16 protein-coding genes are annotated in these 21,643 nt (G+C 45.3%); 8 read left to right on the plus strand and 8 right to left on the minus strand.

Features of this window, described 5'->3' with window-relative positions:
• Positions 1–11 precede the first annotated feature (11 nt).
• The 5 genes from WC882_00285 to WC882_00305 form a co-directional block, all read right to left on the minus strand.
• Complete coding sequence (locus tag WC882_00285) at positions 12–1,394, minus strand: S-layer homology domain-containing protein (protein ID MFA5842108.1); 1,383 nt, start codon at positions 1,392–1,394, stop codon at positions 12–14.
• Positions 1,373–3,826 (minus strand): prolipoprotein diacylglyceryl transferase, encoded by a 2,454-nt coding sequence (gene lgt, locus WC882_00290; protein ID MFA5842109.1) that lies wholly within the window; start codon positions 3,824–3,826, stop codon positions 1,373–1,375. Before lgt ends, WC882_00285 begins: the two co-directional genes overlap by 22 nt.
• A gap of 5 nt (positions 3,827–3,831) precedes the next feature.
• Entirely contained in the window at positions 3,832–5,157 is a 1,326-nt protein-coding gene (gene hisS, locus WC882_00295) for a histidine--tRNA ligase (GenBank protein ID MFA5842110.1), read from the minus strand.
• Between the two features lie 145 nt (positions 5,158–5,302).
• Positions 5,303–6,316 carry a tRNA (adenosine(37)-N6)-threonylcarbamoyltransferase complex transferase subunit TsaD gene (gene tsaD / locus WC882_00300; protein ID MFA5842111.1) on the minus strand — a complete coding sequence of 338 codons (1,014 nt, stop codon included), beginning with the start codon at positions 6,314–6,316 and terminating at the stop codon, positions 5,303–5,305.
• A gap of 119 nt (positions 6,317–6,435) precedes the next feature.
• Entirely contained in the window at positions 6,436–6,633 is a 198-nt protein-coding gene (locus WC882_00305) for a hypothetical protein (GenBank protein MFA5842112.1), read from the minus strand.
• 210 nt (positions 6,634–6,843) lie between these two features.
• On the opposite strand from WC882_00305, the gene WC882_00310 reads away from it, so the two are divergent.
• The 5 genes from WC882_00310 to WC882_00330 all read left to right on the plus strand — a co-directional run bounded on the left by WC882_00310 (position 6,844) and on the right by WC882_00330 (position 13,376).
• Complete coding sequence (locus tag WC882_00310) at positions 6,844–8,175, plus strand: CCA tRNA nucleotidyltransferase (GenBank protein MFA5842113.1); 1,332 nt, start codon at positions 6,844–6,846, stop codon at positions 8,173–8,175.
• A gap of 53 nt (positions 8,176–8,228) precedes the next feature.
• Positions 8,229–9,173, plus strand: coding sequence for an L-lactate dehydrogenase (locus WC882_00315; GenBank protein ID MFA5842114.1), 945 nt, complete (start codon positions 8,229–8,231; stop codon positions 9,171–9,173).
• 158 nt (positions 9,174–9,331) lie between these two features.
• Positions 9,332–9,952 (plus strand): M48 family metallopeptidase, encoded by a 621-nt coding sequence (locus tag WC882_00320; protein ID MFA5842115.1) that lies wholly within the window; start codon positions 9,332–9,334, stop codon positions 9,950–9,952.
• Positions 9,953–9,974: 22 nt separating this feature from the next.
• Positions 9,975–11,642: a hypothetical protein gene (locus tag WC882_00325; protein MFA5842116.1), complete on the plus strand. Its 1,668-nt coding sequence runs from the start codon at positions 9,975–9,977 to the stop codon at positions 11,640–11,642.
• Between the two features lie 102 nt (positions 11,643–11,744).
• Complete coding sequence (locus WC882_00330) at positions 11,745–13,376, plus strand: hypothetical protein (protein MFA5842117.1); 1,632 nt, start codon at positions 11,745–11,747, stop codon at positions 13,374–13,376.
• Here the strand turns inward: WC882_00330 and WC882_00335 are convergent.
• From WC882_00335 to rlmD, 3 genes are all read right to left on the minus strand, one after another.
• The gene (locus WC882_00335) at positions 13,359–15,269 is read right to left on the minus strand and encodes a polysaccharide pyruvyl transferase family protein (GenBank protein MFA5842118.1); all 1,911 of its coding nucleotides are present in this window, start codon (positions 15,267–15,269) and stop codon (positions 13,359–13,361) included. The two genes, WC882_00330 and WC882_00335, sit on opposite strands and share 18 nt — an antisense overlap.
• Positions 15,270–15,281: 12 nt before the next feature.
• Positions 15,282–16,472 (minus strand): polymer-forming cytoskeletal protein, encoded by a 1,191-nt coding sequence (locus WC882_00340; GenBank protein ID MFA5842119.1) that lies wholly within the window; start codon positions 16,470–16,472, stop codon positions 15,282–15,284.
• A gap of 82 nt (positions 16,473–16,554) precedes the next feature.
• Complete coding sequence (gene rlmD / locus WC882_00345; GenBank protein ID MFA5842120.1) at positions 16,555–18,372, minus strand: 23S rRNA (uracil(1939)-C(5))-methyltransferase RlmD; 1,818 nt, start codon at positions 18,370–18,372, stop codon at positions 16,555–16,557.
• 16 nt (positions 18,373–18,388) lie between these two features.
• On the opposite strand from rlmD, the gene WC882_00350 reads away from it, so the two are divergent.
• Genes WC882_00350 through WC882_00360 form a run of 3 tightly spaced genes read left to right on the plus strand, consistent with a single transcriptional unit; the run spans position 18,389 to position 21,643 of the window.
• A complete protein-coding gene (locus tag WC882_00350) occupies positions 18,389–18,886 on the plus strand; it encodes a 23S rRNA (pseudouridine(1915)-N(3))-methyltransferase RlmH (GenBank protein MFA5842121.1) in 498 nt (165 codons plus the stop codon).
• Entirely contained in the window at positions 18,859–20,088 is a 1,230-nt protein-coding gene (locus WC882_00355; GenBank protein ID MFA5842122.1) for a CapA family protein, read from the plus strand. The genes WC882_00350 and WC882_00355 overlap by 28 nt, the downstream gene beginning before the upstream one ends.
• On the plus strand, positions 20,021–21,643 hold the full coding sequence (locus tag WC882_00360; protein MFA5842123.1) for a hypothetical protein: 1,623 nt from the start codon (positions 20,021–20,023) through the stop codon (positions 21,641–21,643). Before WC882_00355 ends, WC882_00360 begins: the two co-directional genes overlap by 68 nt.

Here is a 21,643-nt window from a genome sequence, read left to right on the forward strand (position 1 = left end):
TTAAAAAATAATTAAAAATTTGTTGTATTTCCCTCAGCTACATCCAAAATCACATCAAAGGACCGTTCGTATTTTAACGTGACATTGGCCCATGCGGAATAGTAATAATCGACCGGCCCGGTTCCCACGCCGATGGAGTCGGTTTCAATGAGTTCTCGATCTGAAAAAAGGTCAAGAATAATTTGTCCTTGCCCATCCACTTGAATCGCGGAACGGGCCTGTTCTACCGCCTCACTCGGTTCAATCGCGGTTTCTCCTGAATCGTTCGGCGTATACGTCAATCCGCCAAAAATCGCAGAGATAAAATCCCCCCATTGTTCATTCAAAGCCCCATTCCCATACGTGCTTTGAATCGTCAAAAATCCATCCGGCATTTCCACATAAAAATCTTTGAAAGTTTCATAATTCCCCGAGTATTCCACGCCCCATACGTCAAATCCCATCGTCTCGGTTGTGTTTGAATTTAAATTGGAGTACCCCGCCATTCCGTTCATGATTTGTGTAAAATAATTGTCCCCGGACAAGCCCTCTGTATTGGAATCGACTCGAATCACCACCCGTGCGGAATTGGGAGTGGTCCGATCAAAAGAAACTTGCCCATTCGCCTCGTCCTGTGCCCATAAAATCATTTCGCCATTTATGCCATCAATGATTTGCCACCCTGTTGGCACCGGAAAAGTAATGTCATACGCAGTATTCACGGTTGCGGGCCAATTTAAGCCCACCGGGAATTCCTCAAGGAAATTTTCCGTGATATACGACAACCGATAAATGATCTCAGCAAGATCTCCGCGCGTCATGGCTTTTCCCGGATAAATTTTCCCTTCGCCATCCGCCACTATCAAATATTTTGCTTTGGCCGATGCTACATAACCGGCATACCAATCCCCAAAAGGAACATCGACATAAGGATTTTCCGTAGGCGTTTCAGTGGTCAAGGCATTGGTTTGCATAATGATTTTCAGCGCTTCCGCCAAATTGACCGTCTGGTTCGGCTTGAAAGTTTGGTCGTCATAACCTTTTACAATTTCCATGTCTGTGGCTTTCACCACATATTTGGTGAACCAATCCGTGAGCGAAATATCGGAATAATAAGTTTCATCAAACCCAATCACCTCCGGTACTTCAATTCCACTTCCCAATAAAACGATTTTCAAGGCTTCGGCCCGGGTCACTTCTTGATCCGGTTTAAAAGTCCCATCCTCATATCCTTGAATCACACTGCGCCCTTCCAACCATAAAATTGCGGCATAATGTTCGCTGGTTTGCGGAACATCGGTAAAAGAAGCCAAGGCAGGGGACACTTTCATGAAAAGTCCTCCAAAAGTTCCACTTACCAACATTAAAAAGATTAAAAAAACATTAAAAATCTTTAAAAAAGATGAATTTTTCATGAACGTTTTCTTAAATAAAATTTTGGAAAAAGGAAAAAGAATCCTGCAATCAAAAACATGGCAATACTTAGATGTTGTGAAATTGTGAGCCCCCAAAATCGCGGGTCCGAAAGCCCGGGCAAATCATTCGCACGGAAGAAGTCGAGAAAAAAGCGGCTGAATCCTTCCCAAATAAAGAATAAAAAAGCCAATCGCCCCGGCGTCTGTATTTTTTTACGCAACGACCAAATCACAAAAAATAAAAATAACCCGTTTAAAGAAAGGTACAACGCGGGTTCATGGCGCAACCGATCGTCTCCCGGGACCACCGATCCCCAAAAGAAAGGATGTTGCATTACGGCACCAATGTGATCTCCAATAAGATAACATCCGATGCGCCCCACAAAAATTCCGATGGCAAGTCCGGGTGCAAACAAGTCCATGATTTTCCAGAACGATATTTTTTTCATCATCACAATCGTCCAAGTGGCCAAAAGCGCGGCAAACACCCCGCCCAAAAACACCATTCCTCCTTTCCAGACTTCAAGGATTTGGATCGGATCCCTGGCAAAATCCTCCCAAAACAAAGCTACAAAGAACAATCGTCCTCCCACCATAGAGCTCACCAACATCCAGAAAAAAAGATCAAGAATGAGTTCATGATTCACGTTTTTGCGATCCGCCTCTCGGAATGAAATCCACAGCGCCACCAACATGGCGACCGCAATCATCAAACCCCAGACCTGAATTGAAATCGGGCCAATCGGAATCTCTGTGATTTTGGTGAAGGGGAGGGGGAACATGCGAGAATTGTAGAACAAATCCGTTCAAATCACAAAAAATCAGTACACCGCCTTTAAATAACAGTTTTCACAAAAAATAATCTCCGGTCGCTCGGGAGAAAAAGAGCTCGTCATTTCGGCATGGCATTGGGCACAGGGTCGTTGCCACAGTTGGCGAGGATTGCGATTTTTTAGGCGATGAGAGTGTCGACAATTAGGACATGCCTGAGGCAACGGCAAATGGTGATGTTCATAAAATTTTAATTCTTGTGTAATGATTTTGTAATGTTTTTCACACGTACTGCACGTTTTAATATTTTTTTCATTTTCATCGGTTTTCGTTTCGTTTTTTACGAGATCCCTTTCTTGAGGAGACGGGAAATAATCTTGCGCCACAGTCTCATGATAAGCAAAAGGGCTCAGTGCCATCGGGAAAAACTGCCCCCACTCCTTGGCTTTTTGCATGGATTCAATGATTTTTGGAACAAGCGATTCATATTCTTTTTGAGTGTATTGCCGATTTAAAATGCAATATTTTTTGTGCCTCAACCCAATACAACCCAAGAGATGTTGTGAATAATCGCATTCATTGCAATAAAAAGAGTTATGCACACCCCAACACCGTGCACATCCGATGTTCCGGGATGAATCGATCGCCGTGTTGATGCATTCATAATTCAACTCGCTGTTCATGCCGCACGTGTCCACATCTCCATTGTCTTTGGAATCGCGCCACAGATTGTAGCCATAGCGGCAATCCCACGCCTCAGACGCACAAAAACAGTGATAACAATTTTTGGAATGAGAAAGATAGTCGCCAGTGCAATCCTCGGATGCATAAATTTCAGCGTATTTATGAATGTGCGTTTTTTCCCAATCGCTAAACATTTTTTGTGTTTTTTTGAGCCAAGTCGGTTCATTTTTTTTAAACGATTCAAGCATTTTAAAATAATCCTGCGATGAATATTGTTTATTGAAAATACAAAATTCTTTTTGCTTGAGATTGATGCAATAAAAACAGTTTTTGCATCCGATGCAATTTTTCAAAAACCACGAGTCGTAACAGGTCTGACAGTTTTGTAGAAAACAAGTGTTGTAACATTTTTGACAATGATCGCATTCGTAACAAAGTTCGCATTCGGTGCAATAAGAACAATCCGTGCAATTTTTGGATTTTTGAATCCAATACGAATAAAAACAATCTTCATTTGTACTGCTTTCCACCAGTAAATAGCCATTTTTATTGTCTTCGCAAATATGGGTGTATTCGGAGTGCGTACTGTTGCGGTTGAGAATTGCGGGGCGAGGCACGTTGTGTAAAAGTCCTTCGAATTGTTTAAAAAAAGAACGTGAAAAATCAAAAGAAAATCCATGCGCTAGCGGATCCCATCCATCGCTCCACCAACAACTTTGGCAGTAAATCGGAGCCTTTGCCATGGGGTGATACACGGAAATATTTTTTTTATGACACGCATCACACGTCCGTTCATAAAGATTTCTTTCATTGCGAAACGCCAAACGTCGTTGTTGTCGACAATCCGGGCATAAAACAGGCTCGGGAAGTGTAAATATCAGCCCCGCTATTTTGACGGAAAATTTTTCAAGAAAGTACACGTCCTCCTTGAGAACGGAAAAAGAGTTTTTACAGTGGGGGCATTTTTTTATAGCCATATCCTTTAATACACGAAATCACTCGGGGAATACGTGTCGAGGTTTTTTACGCCAAGGACCTTGATGACCTCCTCGACCACATTGGCAAACGGGACGGTTCGTTGTTGTCCCTTTGTCATGTCGCGAATGATGATCGTGCCATCATGCACCTCGGTGATGCCCAAAATAAGCGTGTACGGTACCTTGAATTTGTCCGCCAATTTGAGCTGAGCTTTCATACTGCCTTTGCCCAAAGCTCCCACGGTTTTAATGCCGTGGTCGCGCAAATCCCAGATCAAATTGAGACATTTTTTCTTGGATTCATCCCCGAGTTGCGCTACAAAAATTTGAAGGTCGTCTTTTTGCGGGACTTGGATTTGTTCGCGTTTCATATTCGAAATGATGCGTTCAATTCCGAAAGCTATGCCCACGGCCGGAGTCGGTTGTCCTCCCAAGAGTTCAACCAGTCCGTCGTAACGTCCTCCGCCTCCGATTGCATTTTGCGCGCCTTCGCTTGTGTCCCAAAATTCAAACACGGACTTGGTGTAATAATCGAGCCCGCGCACCAATTTGTCATTTTCTTTATATTTAAGCCCCATTTCCGTAAGGTATTCGAGGAATTTTTTATGAAAATCCGCACATTCCGCACAAAGATACGTTTTTAATTTCGGGGCCAATTCCGCTAAAATTTGGCAGTCTTCTTCTTTGCAATCAAGCAAGCGCAAGGGTTTTTTGCCCAAACGATGCACACACGTTTCGCACAACGAGCGTTCTTTTCCGATGTAATAATTTTGCAAATCCGTGATGTATTTTTCACGACACATCGGACACCCGATGCTGTTCACTTGAATGGTGAAAAGATGGGCAATCCCAAGATCTTCGATGATTTTATTGGAAAGTTGAACCACCTGGGCATCCAGCGCCGGGTCCGATTCTCCAATGATTTCAATTCCCAGTTGCCAAAATTGACGAAAACGTCCTTTTTGAGGACGATCGTAACGAAAATGCGGTTCAATATAATAAAGTTCCACCGGCTGAGGCCATTCCTTCATCCCGTTTTGAATGTAAGAACGCACCACACCGGCCGTGCCTTCGGGCTTGAGCGTGAGAGAACGATCTTTTTTATCCATGAACGTGTACATCTCTTTTTGCACCACATCCGTGTTGTCGCCAATGGCGCGTTGGAACACATCTGTAAACTCAAAAATCGGCGTGGAGATGCGACGAAAACCGCTTTGACGACAACGATGACGAATCACTTTTTTGACATAGGTGTAGTACAAATGTTCGTCCGGCAAAATGTCGAAAACTCCAATGGGAAGATGACATTTTTTATTTTTAGCGTCGTCCATAGCGGGAATTTATTAAAAATTAATGAAATAAAAAGAATACACGATACCCTTCACTATACTGAAATTTAAGTTGTACGCAAGTTGAAATTCAAACGTTTTAATACATTAAAACAGCGAGAAAGGATCTCTCGATTTCATTTGAATTTTAGAACCCAACCTCGGTAGAGGCTAGGACCGAATGCTCTGGCGCATATCGTTTCGGATCAAGTTGATCGCGGAAATACCCGGCTCCGGCGATCATGGCCGCATTGTCGGTGCAGTAAATGAGTTTTACGGGAAATCGAAGGGTTACATTCGGAAGTTTTTTAATCAATCGTTCATGAACGCGAGTACGAAGTCGGGTATTCGCGGAAACCCCTCCGGCAAGATGTACTTCGCGAGCGCCATATTTTTGCGCCGCAACAATTACTTTTGTACTCAAAATATCGCACACCGCTTCTTCAAATGATGCGGCAAGATCGGCTTTATTCAATGCAACTCCTTCTCGCTGCACCAAGCGCGAAACCGCCGATTTCAATCCGGAAAAGCTGAAGTCATACCCTTCCTTTAATAAGGCGCGAGGCAATGGATAGCAAGATTCATTACCCGTAGCGGCAAGGCGGGAAATTTCCGGGCCACCGGGATAAGGAAGATCGAGAAGTCTCGCCACTTTATCAAAGGCTTCACCCGCGGCATCATCAAGGGTGGATCCTAAGGAAACGATGTTTCCATGTCCTTTCATTAAAAAAAGCTCATTGTGCCCCCCGGAAATCGTGAGTCCCACAATCGGAAACTGAATTTCGTCCGCATTTCGATCTAAAAAATTGGCATAAATGTGGCCTTCGATATGATTGATGGGAACGAGTTTTTTCCCACCCAAACGGGCCAACGTGCTCGCCGTATTGGTTCCGGTCAGCAAGGATGCGATCAGCCCGGGCCGGGCCGTGACCGCAATGGCGTCGATTTGTTCAAACGAGATTTTTGCCTCTTCAAGCGCTTTTTCAATGACCGGTAAAATATGAACCGTGTGTTCGCGCGCCGCCACTTCCGGCACAACGCCCCCTGTTTGCCGATGCAGATCCACCTGCGATGCAATCACATTCGACAAAACAACGCATCCGTCTCGCACCACAGCGGCCGCGGTTTCATCACATGACGTTTCAATCCCAAGAAAAATCATAAAAAATCATAAAAATAACATCACAAAAATGCCATTTTAAAGAGATAAGTGCAAGAAATAAAAAAATCCGCAAAGCCTTGAATAAAGGATTTGCGGATTTCAATGACAATAAAAGTCAATTACTGAACCACTTCGTCCGTTGTGGGTTCTGTGGTTGGGACGGTGACATCGTCCGTGGTCGGTGCAACGACCTCATCCGTTACAGTTTCTTCGGTGGTGGTTTCGTCCGTGACGGTTTCATCCGTGTCCGGAGTTTCGCACCCGACAAACGCGAACATGAGCACACTGAGGCTCAAGAGGGCAAGAAGCTTTTTCATAGTGAAAAAAAATAAAAAATAACGAATTCCATTATACGCGGAATTGATCTGTCGTAATCTAAAAACTCTTGCAAAGAGACTGGATTTATAGCGCGGAAGATAAATTCTTTTTAACAAATTTTATTAAAAAATGGCTTATAAAAGCCGTGAGTAAGGCTTCTCGGAATGGTTTTATTCTGGTATAATAATAAGTGAAAAAATAAGCAAAAAATGGAAAAAACCTCCCTCAAAATTGTTAAAATTTTGCAAAAAGCAGGGTTCCAAGCGTATTGGGCCGGCGGTTGCGTGCGCGACATGTTGCTCGGCCAAGAAGCCAAAGATTACGACATCGTAACCAACGCCATTCCCGACGAAACAGAAAAACTCCTCAAGAAAACCATTCCAATCGGTCGAAAATTCGGGGTGCTTTTGGCCCTGGAAGGAGATCATCAATTTGAAGTTGCCACCTTCCGTTCCGAAGGCACGTACACGGATTGCCGCCGTCCGGATTGCGTGGCTTTTACGCATGCGGAAGAGGATGCCAAGCGCCGCGACTTCACCGTGAACGGGATTTTTTACGACCCCATTGCCAAAAAAATCTACGATTATGTGGGGGGACAAGCCGATTTGAAAGAACGACTTTTACGATTTATTGGAGATCCGCATCAGCGCATTCAAGAGGATCATTTGAGGATTTTGCGCGCCATTCGATTTAAAAATACGTTGAATTTTCAATACCATCCGGACACGTATCAAGCCTTATGCACGCATGCCAAACTTGCGGATGAAGTGGCCGGCGAGCGCATTCAGGATGAGTTGAATAAAATGATTGTGTCAGATCGTTTTAGCGACGCACTGGAGGACATGCTCGAGACCGGGGTGCTGAAAGAGACTTTGCCGGAAGCGTATGCCATGAAAGGCGTGCCTCAGCCCTACGAATATCACCACGAGGGCGATGTGTGGGAGCACACAAAGGAAGTGGTGGCCTCGTTGTCGAAATACGCGAGTTTGAATTTGCGGTGGGCTGCGTTTTTTCATGACATTGGCAAGCCCCCGACATTTAAGTTGGAGGAGCGAATCCGATTTGATCATCATTCGGAAGAAGGCGCGAAAATTGCAGAAATTATTTTGCGACGCCTTAAATTTCCACGAAAAGACATCGAGGAAATCGTGTGGCTCATCGAACATCACATGATGATTCAACAATTGCTCGAGATGCCGCTGGGCCGAAAACGTCATTGGTTTTTGAACCCGTGGTTCAAGGATTTATTGAGTTTGATGGAAGCGGACATTGGCGGAACGAGACCGGCAGGATACGAGCTCTACACTGCGTTGGCCGAAGAATACAACGAGACACTTAAACAAATTCCACACCCGCCCGAGCCGTTATTGGACGGCAATGACATTATGAAATTGCTGGATCTCCCCCCGGGAAAACAAGTGGGCGAAATCGCCAAACATATTCGCGAAAAACAGCTTGCGCATGAGCTGAATACCAAGGTTCAGGCCAAGGAATGGGTGAAAGAGAACTTCAGTTCATTAAATGTTCATGAAATTCATTAACGGGTCATTTTTTATTCATCATTTTTTAATTATCTTTTAATTTTCATCCTCCTATGCCTCCCTGCAAATTCAATCCTTTCAAGTTCAAAGTCTCCATTGTCGGTTGCGGTAATGTTGGCGCTTCGGCCGCGTACGCCATGATGCTCGACGGTACGCCCACGCACCTCACGCTCATCGATTTGTGCAAAGAACGAGCCGAAGGCTTGATGCTCGACATGGAGCATACCCTCGCTTTTGTGGATTACACAGAGCTCAAAGGCAGTAATAACATCGAGGATTGCAAGGATTCGAATGTGGTTTTTATCACCGCCGGCGTGCCTCAAAAACCGGGGCAATCTCGTCTCGAACTCATTGAAATCAATCGAAAAATTTTCAAAACTCTCATCCCAACAATCGTAAAAGCCGCACCTCAAGCCATTCTTGTGATTGTGAGCAATCCGGTAGATGTGCTGACTTACGAGGCGATCAAACTTGCAAAACTTCCAAAAGGGCGCGTGTTTGGAACCGGAACCATGCTCGACACCGCGCGTTTTCAATTTCACATTGGCGAAAAACTCAACATCAGTCCGCAGAGCGTGGAAGCCTACGTTCTCGGTGAGCACGGGGACAGTTCGTTCCCGGTGTACAGTTCCGCGCAAATCGGCGGAAAGCGCTTGCTCGATTTTCCCGGATTCGGCAAACGTGGCATGGAAGCGTGCTACAAAACCACCCGCGACGCAGCGTACAACATCATTCACGACATCGGCTACACCTGTTATTCGATTGGCGTGGTCATGCGCCAAATCATGAAGCACATTTTTGAAGATTCGCGCATCGTGGTCCCGCTTTCCCAAAAAGTCGACGGGTATTATGGAGTGAAAGACGTGTGTCTCAGCATCCCGTGTGTGTTGGGAGCTAACGGAATCGAGAGAACTATCGATATTCCGCTGGACCGGGCCGAGCAGAAAAAACTCAAACAATGCGCAGAGTTGTTGAAGGGGTATCAGAAGGGGAAATAATCCGACCCATATAAACAGGCAGGAGGGAAGAGTTTTTGTGAAAATTTTTAAGGAAGAAACGCCGAGAATCATGATCCGAGGCGTTTCGCTCCCATTTGAATAAAAACTCCTTCCCTTCTGTCTGTATTCATTTGAGAAAGAATTGCTATAATACCCTCATGAATTTTGACGATCCCCAGATCCCGCACACGATTCGTACCAGCACGCGCGCCAAGCGTTTAACCATTTCCGTGCGCCAAACCGGAGAAGTGGCGTTGATTATCCCTGTCGGGGGATCGATTCGAGCGGCGGAAAAATTTCTCAAAAAAAAGATGAAATGGGTGATGAAAAAATTGGATTTATTTCAAAAGATAAAAGTACGCCATCCCGAGTTGAAAACCCTAAAATCACAAGATAAAAAAGCCGACGTTGAAGCCACTCGCGCTTTGGTGGAAAATTTGATCAAAAAATACAACGAACAAGATCGCTTTCGTTACAATAAAGTTCGAATTAAAAAACATCGATCACGATGGGGGAGTTGCTCTTCCAAACGCAATTTAAATTTCAACGCAAAAATTGCACTTCTCCCGCCGCATTTGGCCGAGTACATCGTGGTGCATGAGCTTTGTCATTTGAAGGAAATGAATCATTCGCGTCGATTTTGGCAGAGGGTTGAGGAAAAATATCCTCAGTATAAAATGGCTAGGAAAGAGCTGAAGGGGTATAGCTCGTCATGACGCTTCGTAATGTCGCCCTTCGAGAGCCTCAGGGTGACATTCCTCATTTACACTCTCATTTAATCATTTTTAATCCTCATCCCCCATGCCATCTCTTTCCGCCCAATGCCAGCAGTGTCACACGCCCTTTGAAATCCATGAAAAAGACCGCGCTTTTTATGAAAAACTCGATTTGCCGAACCCTAAAATTTGCCCGGAGTGCCGCGCTCAACGTCGACTCGCGTATCGCAACGAGCGCACGCTTTACCAACGCGCTTGCGACCTCTGCCGCAAGCCCATGATTTCGACTTACTCCAAGACTTCGCCCTTTCCCGTGTATTGCCAGGAATGTTTTTGGAGCGACCATTGGAATGCGTTTGATTTTGGCCTCGAAATCGATGTCGAAAAGCCGTTTTTTCCGCAATTTCATGAATTGTTAATAAAAACGCCACGCCTCGCGATTGTGAACAAACAATCGGAAAATAGCGATTACTGTAATTATTCATTCGCGAATAAAAATTGTTACCTCACGTTTGGCAACCACTATGAAGAAGACTGTTTGTACGGCCATTATTCGACCAAAAATAAGAATTGCACCGACTACCTTTGGCTCTACAAATGCGAACTGTGCTACGAGTGTCTTTTTTCGAAAAACTGCTACCGCTCGGTTTACTTGGATCACTGCGAAGATTGCCAGGAATGTTGGTTTTCCGTGGATTTGAAAGGGTGTAAAAATTGCTTTTTATGCGCCAATTTGCGGCACAAAGAATATTACATTTTGAACAAGCCGTATTCTAAAGAGGAGTATTTAAAAACTATTGCCTCGTATCGATTGAGCGATTATAAATCCTTTAAAAAAGGCGTGGATTCGTATCGCGGCGATTTCCGAACCAAATTTCCGTTTCAAGCGTTGTATCAGGTCAATTGCGAACAGTGCGAAGGCAGCAATCACGAACAATCCAAAAATTTGCGTGCGTGTTTTGACTGCACCAAATGCGAAGATTGCGCGTACGGGTTTCAGATGGACGAAACCTACGATTCCATGGACATGAATTGCATGGGCTACGATCGAAGCGAAGTGTGTTATGAAACCGTGGGATGCAGCGGACTTTTCAACGGATTGGCCTGCGATTCGTGCTGGCACGACAGCGATTTGGCGTATTGCAATTTGTGCTTTTCATCGAAAAATTGTTTTGGATGCATTGCATTGCAACACGGAGAATATGCGATTTTGAACAAAAAATACGACAAAGAAAATTATGAACATTTAATGAAAAAGATTAAAATTGAGATGAAAAAAAGAGGGGAATGGGGTGAATTTTTCCCGGGAATGGTTTCGCCGTTTGCGTACAACGAGACGGTGGCGAGCGAGTATTATCCGTTGTCTAAAACTGAGGCGGAAAAGCAGGGCTTTCGTTGGTTTGAAAAAAACGAAGCCGAATTCAAAGGAGAAAAAATCCTCAAAGCCAGCAAATTACCGGATCGAATCGAAGAGGTGAAAGATACTATTTTAAAGGGAGCAATTGAATGTGAGATTACAAAAAAACCATTCCGAATTGTAAAACAAGAATTACAATTTTATCGTGAGAATAAATTGCCGTTACCGCGAAGACACCCGGATCAACGGCACAAAGACCGCATGCAATTGAGAAATCCGCGCCGATTGTGGTCTCGCACATGCGCCAAATGTGGCGCCTCAATCCAAACCACCTACGCCCCGGGGCGGCCCGAAATTGTGTATTGCGAGGGGTGCTATTTAAAGGAAGTGTATTAACCTTTGCCCTGCCTATGTCATTCCCGCGGATGCGGGAATCCAGATTTTCTCATTCTGGATCCCCGTGTGCACGGGGATGACAAATCTCAATAATTCTTGCTCATGGCTCCCATTCAAAAAAACTGCCGTGAATGTCAAACCCCCTTTGAAATCACAGATAGTGATTTGCAATTTTACGAACAAATTTCTCCGATTTTCAACAATAAGAAATACCCGATCCCTCCTCCCTCCCTCTGCCCGCCCTGTCGCCAACGCCGCCGCCTTGCGTTTCGCAATGAACGATCGTTGTACCAGAGAAAATGCGATCGCATTGGCAAGCCGATCATCTCTATGTATTCGCCGGAAAAACCGTATCCCGTGTACGACCGTGACGTGTGGTGGAGCGACGAATGGGACGGACTGAGTTACGGCCAGGCTTTCGATTTTTCAAAATCTTTTTTTGAACAATTTTACGATTTAATGAAAAAAGTGCCGCGTATCAACATGACGCTTTCTCATTGCGAAAACAGCGATTACGGCCCGTATTGCGTCTCTTCCAAAAATATTTATATGTGCAATTCGTGTGTGGATTCCGAAGATATTTTTTACTCATATCAGGCGAATCATTCGAGGGATTGTGTGGATTGCATGCTTTGTTACAACAGTGAACTTTGTTATGAGTGCGTGTATGGGGTCAATTTGTATCACAGCGCGTTTTCATTGGATTGTCGGGATTCGAGAGATTTATGGTTTTGCCGAGATTGCCAAGGGTGTGAACAATGCATTGGATGTGTAAATTTAGTGCAAAAAAAACATCATGTTTTCAACAAGCCTGTATCTGAATCCGAGTACAAAGAATGGCTCCAACGTTTAAAAACTCCCAAAGATCTTGCACAACTGAATGAACAATTCATTAACTTTTCATTAAAATTTCCTTGCCGTGCGCTTCACAACATTCAGGTGGAAAATTGTATAGGCGATCGATTGATCCGATCCAAGAACGCACGATATGCGTTTGACGCCGAGGATTTGGAGGATTGTGCGTACATTTACGTGTTGCCCATGGGCGCAAAAGATACGCACGACACGCATTATTCACCCAAAGCAGAATGTGTGTACGAAGCCATGTCTGCCACGCACGATTATCGCGCCGCATTCGTAAACCACGCGTGGGATGTGAAAGAATCCTGTTACGTGGACCATTGTTTTTATTCATCGCATTTATTCGGATGCATTGGATTAAAGAAAAATGAATATTGCATTTTGAACAAACAATACACAAAAGAAGAATACGAGATTTTAGTGCCCAAAATCATTGAACATATGAAGGGGACAGGAGAATGGGGGGAATATTTTCCAATGAAAACGTCGCCTTACGCCTACAATGAAACCATTGCTCAAGATGTTTTTCCAAGCACAAAGGAAAGAGCGACGCAGGAAGGGCTCACATGGAAAGAAAATGAAAAAAAAGAATACGCATCTCTAAAAAACAAAAAGGATATTTTCGCCTGCGAATTATGTGGGAAAAATTATCGACTCATTCCGCAAGAATTAAAATTTTATCATAATCATGAAATTCCGATTCCACGCCAATGCCCGGATTGTCGATACAAAAGACGCCTTGCTCAAAGAAGTGCGCATAAAATTTGGCCTCGCACCTGCGCCAAATGCAACGCTCCGATCCAAACCACCTATGCCCCGGGGCGGCCCGAGATTGTGGATTGCGAGGGGTGCTATTTAAAGGAAGTGTATTAGATTTTTCCATTTCTTCTCCAGTCCCTCAAAATCATTGGGCTCGATCACGAAATTGGCTTTTCCAACGGATTTGAAAAGGTTTTTCACTTTGGTTTCATACGCAAAACCGATGCACGGGATTTTGTACATAAAAGAAAGGATGTTGGCGTGCAGACGGAAATTTAAGGCCGCAGCGCCTGTTGCAAAAATGGATTCAAAATTACCAAAATCAACCGAAGTGATGGCGGGTTTATGTGAGGTCATGAGTCGCGCCACTTTTTCGGATAATGCTCGATCGTTGCCATTGTTTTCAAAAATTAAAAATGCGGTTTGAAGTTTTTGTTGCGCATGCACTTGATCCAAAAATGTCGCAAGTTTCTCGGAAAAATCAGGGTTTAAAAACGATCCATCGCGCAACGAAACCAACAGTTTTTTTGAGGATTTTTTGGGAGAACGTGTCGATTTTAATTCAATCGTAAACGCCGGATCCGGCGCAATTTCAATCGTTTTAGTCACGCCAATAGCTTTTAGGATTTCAGCAGACTCTGGATCTCGCACTTGAATTTTCCAAAACCGTGAAAAGAGTTGTCGAACCACCCATTTTGAGAAATTTTTATGAATAGGGCCAACGCCTTGGCCCAAACACACAATTTTTTTTCGCAATAAAATCGCAGGCAAAATTTGCAATCCGGAAATCCAAATCGTACGCGGCACCTCATCCGTAAACAACGTGCCCCCGCCAAAAACAACCTGGTCCGCGCGTCGATATTGTCTAAGCGTTTCCACCCATTCGAAGCGCAAAAAAGAACGCAGTCCTGTTGGGAAAACATAAAAACTTTTCACCCCGTGCACTCGTTCCGTTTCCGCAGGATCCGCAGATAAAACCACTTTTTCGCAAGGTCCTTCTTTTTCAAGTCCTTCCAGAATCCCTCGCAACACCAATTCATCCCCGAAATTTTTCGCTCCATAATTTCCTAAAATCAACACCGTATCTTTTTTGAGCTCTTTCCTGGGAGTGGCAATAAGAAAAACATATTCGCCCTTGAGAATTCCAATTTCACCCAAAAATCGATCCAGCCAAACCAACGCTTTGACCAAGGATTTATACCCTGAAATTTGAGGCCGAATGCGCGCAATAAAAAATCGAATGAACGTGAGCGGATATTCCTTCTTTTCAACATGAAAATGACGCTCAACCGTTTGTTCGAGATCCGCGCTTGCCACATCTTCAAACGGCGAGGTTTCGCCAATCTTTTGTCCTGAAACTTTTTTCCAAAAATAGGAGCATTTTTCTTTGAACGGTTCTTCGGTCGGCAAAATCATGTAAAAAAACAACGCCAACATTTTACTCATCATGCCGCGAAAACCACGAAATTCAATATGATCAAAAATCAAAAAAGCCCCCTCTTTTCGGAGCGCTTTTTTCATCTCCTCGCAAATCGCTTCCAAGCCGGCCATGTGATGGAGAGAATCCCACACCACCACAGCCCCGAATTTTTCCGCAGGAAATTTGGCATGATTCAAGTCCTTGATTTCAAACGTCATTTGCCCGGATTTCGGATTTCCCTTTTTCTGTTTTTTGGCTTGCTCTTGAGCAAAAGAAATATTTTCTTGCGCCACGTCATAGCCCTCGACATCAATCCCGTGTGACGCAATTTCACGTGACAGCCATCCGGTCCCGCACCCTAATTCCATCACCGGTCCGCCCGTCCTTACCGCGCGCTCAATGATCTCGTTTTTATACGGCCCGCGAATCAACCCTTCCAAAAACGAATCCTCCCACATCGACACAGGTTTCTGTGTGCGAAAATTTTTCCGTGAAGCAAAATCAAAGCCTTTTTTCTGCAAAACTTCAACTTCTTTGTCCCAAAAATCGCCTTCGCCTTTTATTTTTTTCGAATAATCATGATCCATAGCGAAATCTTATTACACCAATCGTTCTTTGACCAGCCTTTGGTGCGTTTCGCGTTGAGTCAAAATGAGGGCTCCAACACCGGCAAAAAAGAGCGCCAAGCGGAGCACCCAACCGAGATAGGGGATAAACATGAGCAATTTGATGAAAAGCAATCCTGCCGCGAGTTGAAAAAAGGATCGACTGCGCGGACGATGTTTGAGAAATCCGCGTTTCCATGGGTGTTTAAGTAACAGTTCACCCATAAAATAACCCGCAGCAATCCGGCCAAATTCAATCAACATAAAGAACAACGCCAATAAAATGAACGAAAAAGGAATGCCAATCACGGTTGCGGCCGACAATCCCATAATGACCACCATTAAGATGATTCCAAAGAATCCAACGCCGATGCTTTTGAATGCATTTTTCCCCAAGGTTTCATTCACTCGATCCCAATACCGAGGCATGAAGAGAAGCGCCAAAACGCCGATTAAAAGAAGTGAAAAATAGCTGGCCATGACCGCGGCAAACGACCCTTGATCCACTAAACGCAAAAGACTTTCTTTAAATTTATCCGAGCCGGCTTGAATTTCATTGTACGTAACTTCTCCCCCCACGGTTCCTCCGAATTCCGTGAGTTTTTGCGGCGCAGAATAGATCAAATTTCCGGAAATCGCTCCGGATTCAAGCAAAACCAATTCTTCGCTTGCGTGGACATCCACATTGCCGTTCACTTTTCCCCCAATCACCAAACGTCCCAGATAGCCGGTCAGACTTTTGTTCAGCGTTCCGTAAAAATTACCCACCCCGGTCAAAAACATGGCATCGCCTTGAATCGTTGAAGTCGCAGCCACATCCACGGTTCCGCTCACCACCACCAAATCGCCATCCACATTGCCATTCAACGTCAGCGTGCCGCCGGCCACGCGCACATCGTCTTTCACCGCACCATTCACGAGCACATTCCCTCCAAAAATCAGCACATCCCCGGAAACTGCGCCATTCACCGTAACATTGCCTCCGGCCACCCAGAGATCGCCCTCAATATCTTTTTGAATCGTGACAGTCTCGCCCCCCAAATAAACATCTTCTGTGACGTAGGTGTTGAACATCACTTTTTCCCCGCTTTGAAAAATAAAGGCCTGGGTTGAAACACTCATCAGAGGCAACATCGCTAAAAGAGCACCGGAAAAAAGGAGAGAAAGAGAGCGAAGAGGACGCATGGGAAGGGAGATTAAAAATTCATGAAATTGTCATATCGCAGGATGCGACGATCGAGAGAAAAAGTAAAGATCGAAAAATCTATTATTCGTTGCGCGAAAGCAACGCTACGTTTTCAATATGGTACGTTTGAGGGAACATATCCACGGGTTGGATTGCCTCGAGCGTATAGCCTTGCTCGCGGAAAATTTTAAGATCGCGCGCCAAGGTGGCGGGGTTGCAGGAAACATAAACGATTTTGCGAGCCTTGAGCTCAGCCACGAGAAGGGGGGTGTCGCCATCGAGTCCGCATCGGGGCGGATCCACAATCACGACATCGGGTTTTTCAAGCGTTACCCCGTCCACGGTCCCGTTCGGGCCCGCCAAACTTTTGAGACATTTCGATGTGTCTCCCACCATAAATTCAATATTGGAAATGTTATTTTGCAACGCGTTTTTTCGCGCGTTCAGGACAGCGGCTTTGACGAGTTCGATGCCATAGACTTTTTTGGCATGCGCTGCGGCGCACAGGCCAATGGTGCCGGTGCCGCAATACAGGTCATAAACAATTTCTTTTCCCGAAAGCCCGGCCAGCTCAATCGCTGCGCCGTACAATTTTTCCGCTTGATGCGTGTTGGTTTGGAAAAACGATTCCGGCGAAATTTCAAAGCGCAACCGCGTTTCTTCCTTTTTGCCACTCAGCGACGGCAACCGCAATTCTTCATAAATGGTTTTTTGTCCGCTTAAAACTTGCGATTCACGCCAGGTCGGAACTCCGCGACTTTGCATGATCGTGGTCCACAGCAAAGAGGTAATGTCATCCTTGAATGGCGCTTGCGCGAACAACGTTTTGAACGCTTCCAATTGAGGAAACGGTTGAACCGATGTCACCAAATTTACCATCAATTCTCCGGTGTTTTTTCCCTCGCGAAGCATCAAATAACGCAACAGCCCTTCCCCGGTTCTTTCATCAAAAACCTCAAGTTTTTCCGCGCGCACAAATTCGCGAACTTTTTTTACAATCGACACCATCCGTTCCGAGGCCAAATGGCATTCTTCCAAATCAAAAACTTCATGGCGTTGGCGGGGGAGATGGAATCCCAGTTGGATTAATTCTTGAGCAAAACGGGGAGGAGTGGGAGTTTGTTGACGCCGCATTTCAAGAAGGGTTCTGCGAGAATCATGATCCGAGCAGGTTCCTTCCTGCGGCGGAGGCAAATTCCCGCTCCCGCCTCCGTTTTGTTTTCGCGGATCCCAAAAACTCACCTCAATTTTATTGCGATAATGCCACGGATCCTCACATCCCAGAATCGACCGCATCACGCGATCAAGTTCTTTTACAGGAATGGCGCCCACATGCTCGAGCGTTTCTCGTACCATTTGTTCTTTGAATCGAAGCTGATCTTCCACTTTTAAATTTTGAAACGTACACCCGCCGCAAGTTTCAAAATGACGACATTTTGGCGCAATTCGCGCTGGCGACGGCGTGATCAATTTCACCATTTTCCCTTCCAAAAAACTTTTCTTAATTTTAGTTAAACTCACCTCCGCATGATCTCCGGGCACCCCGCCTTCCACAAACGTGACCAACCCTTCAGTCCGTTCCAATTCAATCGGGCTCAACCTGTTTTCACCCTCCAAAAGCGTAGCCGGGACATGACATTTCCCAACCCCCGCGCCTCCCAGGGCCAGTTTTTCCACATGCACCTCAATAATTTCTCCTTTCTTCAGTGACATGGTAGTATTGGTCCGCGAAAAAAAATAATTTGAACAGTGATGGGCGTATCCGATGGCGCCTCGCGGCTTACGTCCTCGCACTTTTCCTCGTCGTAGCGATGCTACGCCTTCGTTGAGTGCTCCGGGCGCGCACGCGATTCGATCATCGGCTACAACCCATTCTTTGTCCAGCTTATTTTTTTTCACGGACTTAATTTTTATCATGAAAATCACCCTTCTCCAAGTCGGCAAAACCAAAGAAAAAGCCTACATCGAGATTGAAAATGAGTTCAAAAAACGACTCACGCCTTTTTGCAGTCTCGAAACCGTGACGGTAAAAACGTCTGATTTTGAGGAGGAAAACAAGGCGCTTCAAGCCAAAATCCCGGAGCATTACACTGTGGTTTCGCTCGACCTCAAAGGCAAAGCCCTGTCTTCGGAAGAATTCGCCGCATGGATCAAAAAGCAACGCGACTTTGAAGGCGGGAAAATCGCATTCATGATCGGCGGCCCGCACGGATTGTCTCCTCAAACATTGAGTCGGGCGCACACGTCGATTTCTCTTTCGCGAATGACTTTTACTCATCAAATGGCACGCCTATTTGTGCTCGAGCAACTGTATCGCGCGTTCATGATTCTAGCCAATAAATCCTATCATTATTGAAAACCACTCAAGACCATTCTCATAAAAGATTGACCCTTCGCTTCGCTGTGGGCTTAATTGTCGGCTTGCTCCTCATTGTGGGCGCAGGTAGTGGCGTGTGGTGGATGAAAAATCACGACGTTGAATTTCAAGAAAATTTTCTCGCCTCCTTCACGGGTTCGGAAGGGAATCTTTCAAGAATCGGAGGCACAAAAGAATCCAACACCGTCACCCTCGTGGCTTTCGGCGATATGATGTTGGACCGTTATGTGTGGACTTTGATGCAAAGGAACGGGCTCGATTATCCATTTGTGTATTTTCCGGAATTGCTCGATTCCATGCTTACAGATCCGGAAACGCAAGAACGCCTGACTCAAGATTTCCTCTTCGCTAATCTCGAAGGTCCGATTTCGGATACGGATTATGTGAACCCCGGCACAGCCATGATTTTTAATTTTCGGCCCGAAGTGGTTGAGGTTTTACAAAAATACGGGTTCAACGTGCTCAACATCGCCAACAATCACTCCTACGACATGGGCGCCGACGCAGCCGGGCAAACCCGAACCTACTTGAGCGCAGGAGGCATTTCCTATTTTGGCGAAGCCAAAGGCATTACGGAAAATTCTATCTGGCGCACGGAAGCGAATGGCGTGACTCTGACCTTTATCGGGTTCAACGACACGCTTTCCGACCAGCTCGACCTCGACGCGGCCACGGCCTTGATTCAATCCGTAGAAGACACGTCGGATTTCACGATTGTCTCGATTCATTGGGGCGTGGAATATCGCATCACTCCGACCGCAGACCAAATCGAAACCGCGCACGCTTTCATCGACTCCGGCGCAGATGTGATTCTCGGCCATCACCCGCATGTGGTGGAAACCAGCGAGTGGTACAACGGCCCGGACGGCACGCCTCGGCCGATTTATTACTCACTCGGCAATTTTGTGTTCGATCAATATTTTCAACAAAACGTGCAGGAGGGGCTGGGGCTGACCATTACGTTAAAAAAAGCGCCAAACGAGCTTGAATCGAGTGGCACAAATTTTATCACGGTCCGCGAGACTCCGTTTGATATTCTGAAATCACAGGTGAAAAAGCGCTGATCCAATTTCGCATTTCGCGTTTGCATTGCCGCGTTTTTTATGGTATTATTATATGATGGTCGAAAAAAGACGACCCAAAACAAAAACCATTTAACCCAAAACAAAAATGGAAAAACTCATCCGCTTGTATCCGCTCAATGCCAGCCTATCCTGCCAACCGAGTCGGTTGGTTAATAAAGGTCCAGAAGCTCCTGTTGCCCCAGAAGGAGGGACTGACGCCGGCAAAAAGGCTCCAACTCAAAAACAACTCGAACGCGGATATAAAAGCGGACTTGATGCCCTAGGAAAGGTCGGAGACAAAAAGGACTCCACGCCAGAGCAAATGGCCGCAGCGCTTGAAAATGCATTAATAAGTTTAGATGATTTGTATTCCCAGGATGCACAAGGACGCGTGGAGGGAGGAAGCGCAAGATTGGCTCAGGTTTTAAAGCGAATGGATGTTGTCCCAAGTGGGAAAACGAAAAAAGAGTATGACCAAGTCATGACTGAATATGGGACTGGTTTTGTAAGTACGGAAGCGGAAAGAGCAGCGGCTGCGGAAATTCAGGCGGCGGATATTCAAAAAGAAATGGGAGATCAATGTAAAGAAGTAGAAGCAGCGAAAAACCAGGAAAGAATGGCTCTAAATCAAAAACAAGGAGAAAAAGTCAGCCAAGAACTTGAGACAGCAAAATCAAGAGTGAGTGTTTGTGACGGGATACAAGGTCAATCACAAATAAAATTCGAAAATGCCACGGGATCTCTGACGCAAAGAGCCAAAGTGTTGGGGATTGAAGGGAAAAGTGCGGAAGAACTCGCCTCTCTTACTGATAAAGAATTAATCAGTGCGGCGGAAAAAGTGGTTGCCAAAGATGATACCGTTTTAGACGCCGAAAGAGATATTGTGGTTCAACAGCACGTGGCTGAAATGAAAGCTCGAATCAGAGGATATGGAGAAGCTAAAACCGTTTTACAAACAGCTGAAAAAGAATTGGTGGATGCACGAGAAAATCAGAGAGGGTGGGAAGGTCGACAAAAAAGTGTAAAAGCCGAAGAAGATCGGGCCGAGGTAGAATTTGGGGCAGTCAACGCCTCCATCGATCGGGGGGAATACGTCCCGAAAGGCGAAACAGAATCCATTGCGGAGTTAGCCTATAAACAAGCTTTGGCAGATCCCATGGATTCTCAAGCGGAAAAAGAGTTAATGGCCGATTACGCAGAGAGGTCACGCGTGGTCATGACCGATTTATTGCGAGGCGTGATGGTTCGGAAAATACAGGGGAAGAAAAATGAATATGTGGCGTCCGTTGATTATTATCAGGGGTTAATAAATGATCGGACAGGAAAATTGCAAGAAGAAACAGCCGCTGCCAGTAAAAAAGCGACGGATTTTATTGCAAGTTACGGGTTGGATCCCACGGCGATAAATGCGGCGCTAAAAAATGGAGGTAGTGGTCTTGAAAGAACGATTGATGCTCAATTTAATAAATCGAATAACCCAAAAGTTATTAAACTGTTACAGAGTCATCCTGTCGGAGGAGAAGCGGCACGGGCTGTTCTCGGTAAATATACAGTTGATCTTGTCCCTAAATGGGAGAAAACAAAAGCCGCTGAAACAACCGATGCAAGGTTGGTTGATTTAATAGAAAGCCGAAACGCTAGACAGAATTTAGCGAGTCAAGCGGATGCGGTTATGGCTCAACTCAATGCCCCTATAAGTGGAGGAGCGAATGAAACTGAATCTGCTTAA

The sequence above is a fragment of the Candidatus Gracilibacteria bacterium genome, from assembly GCA_041658685.1.
Taxonomy (GTDB): domain Bacteria; phylum Patescibacteriota; class Gracilibacteria; order UBA1369; family UBA12473; genus JBAZZS01.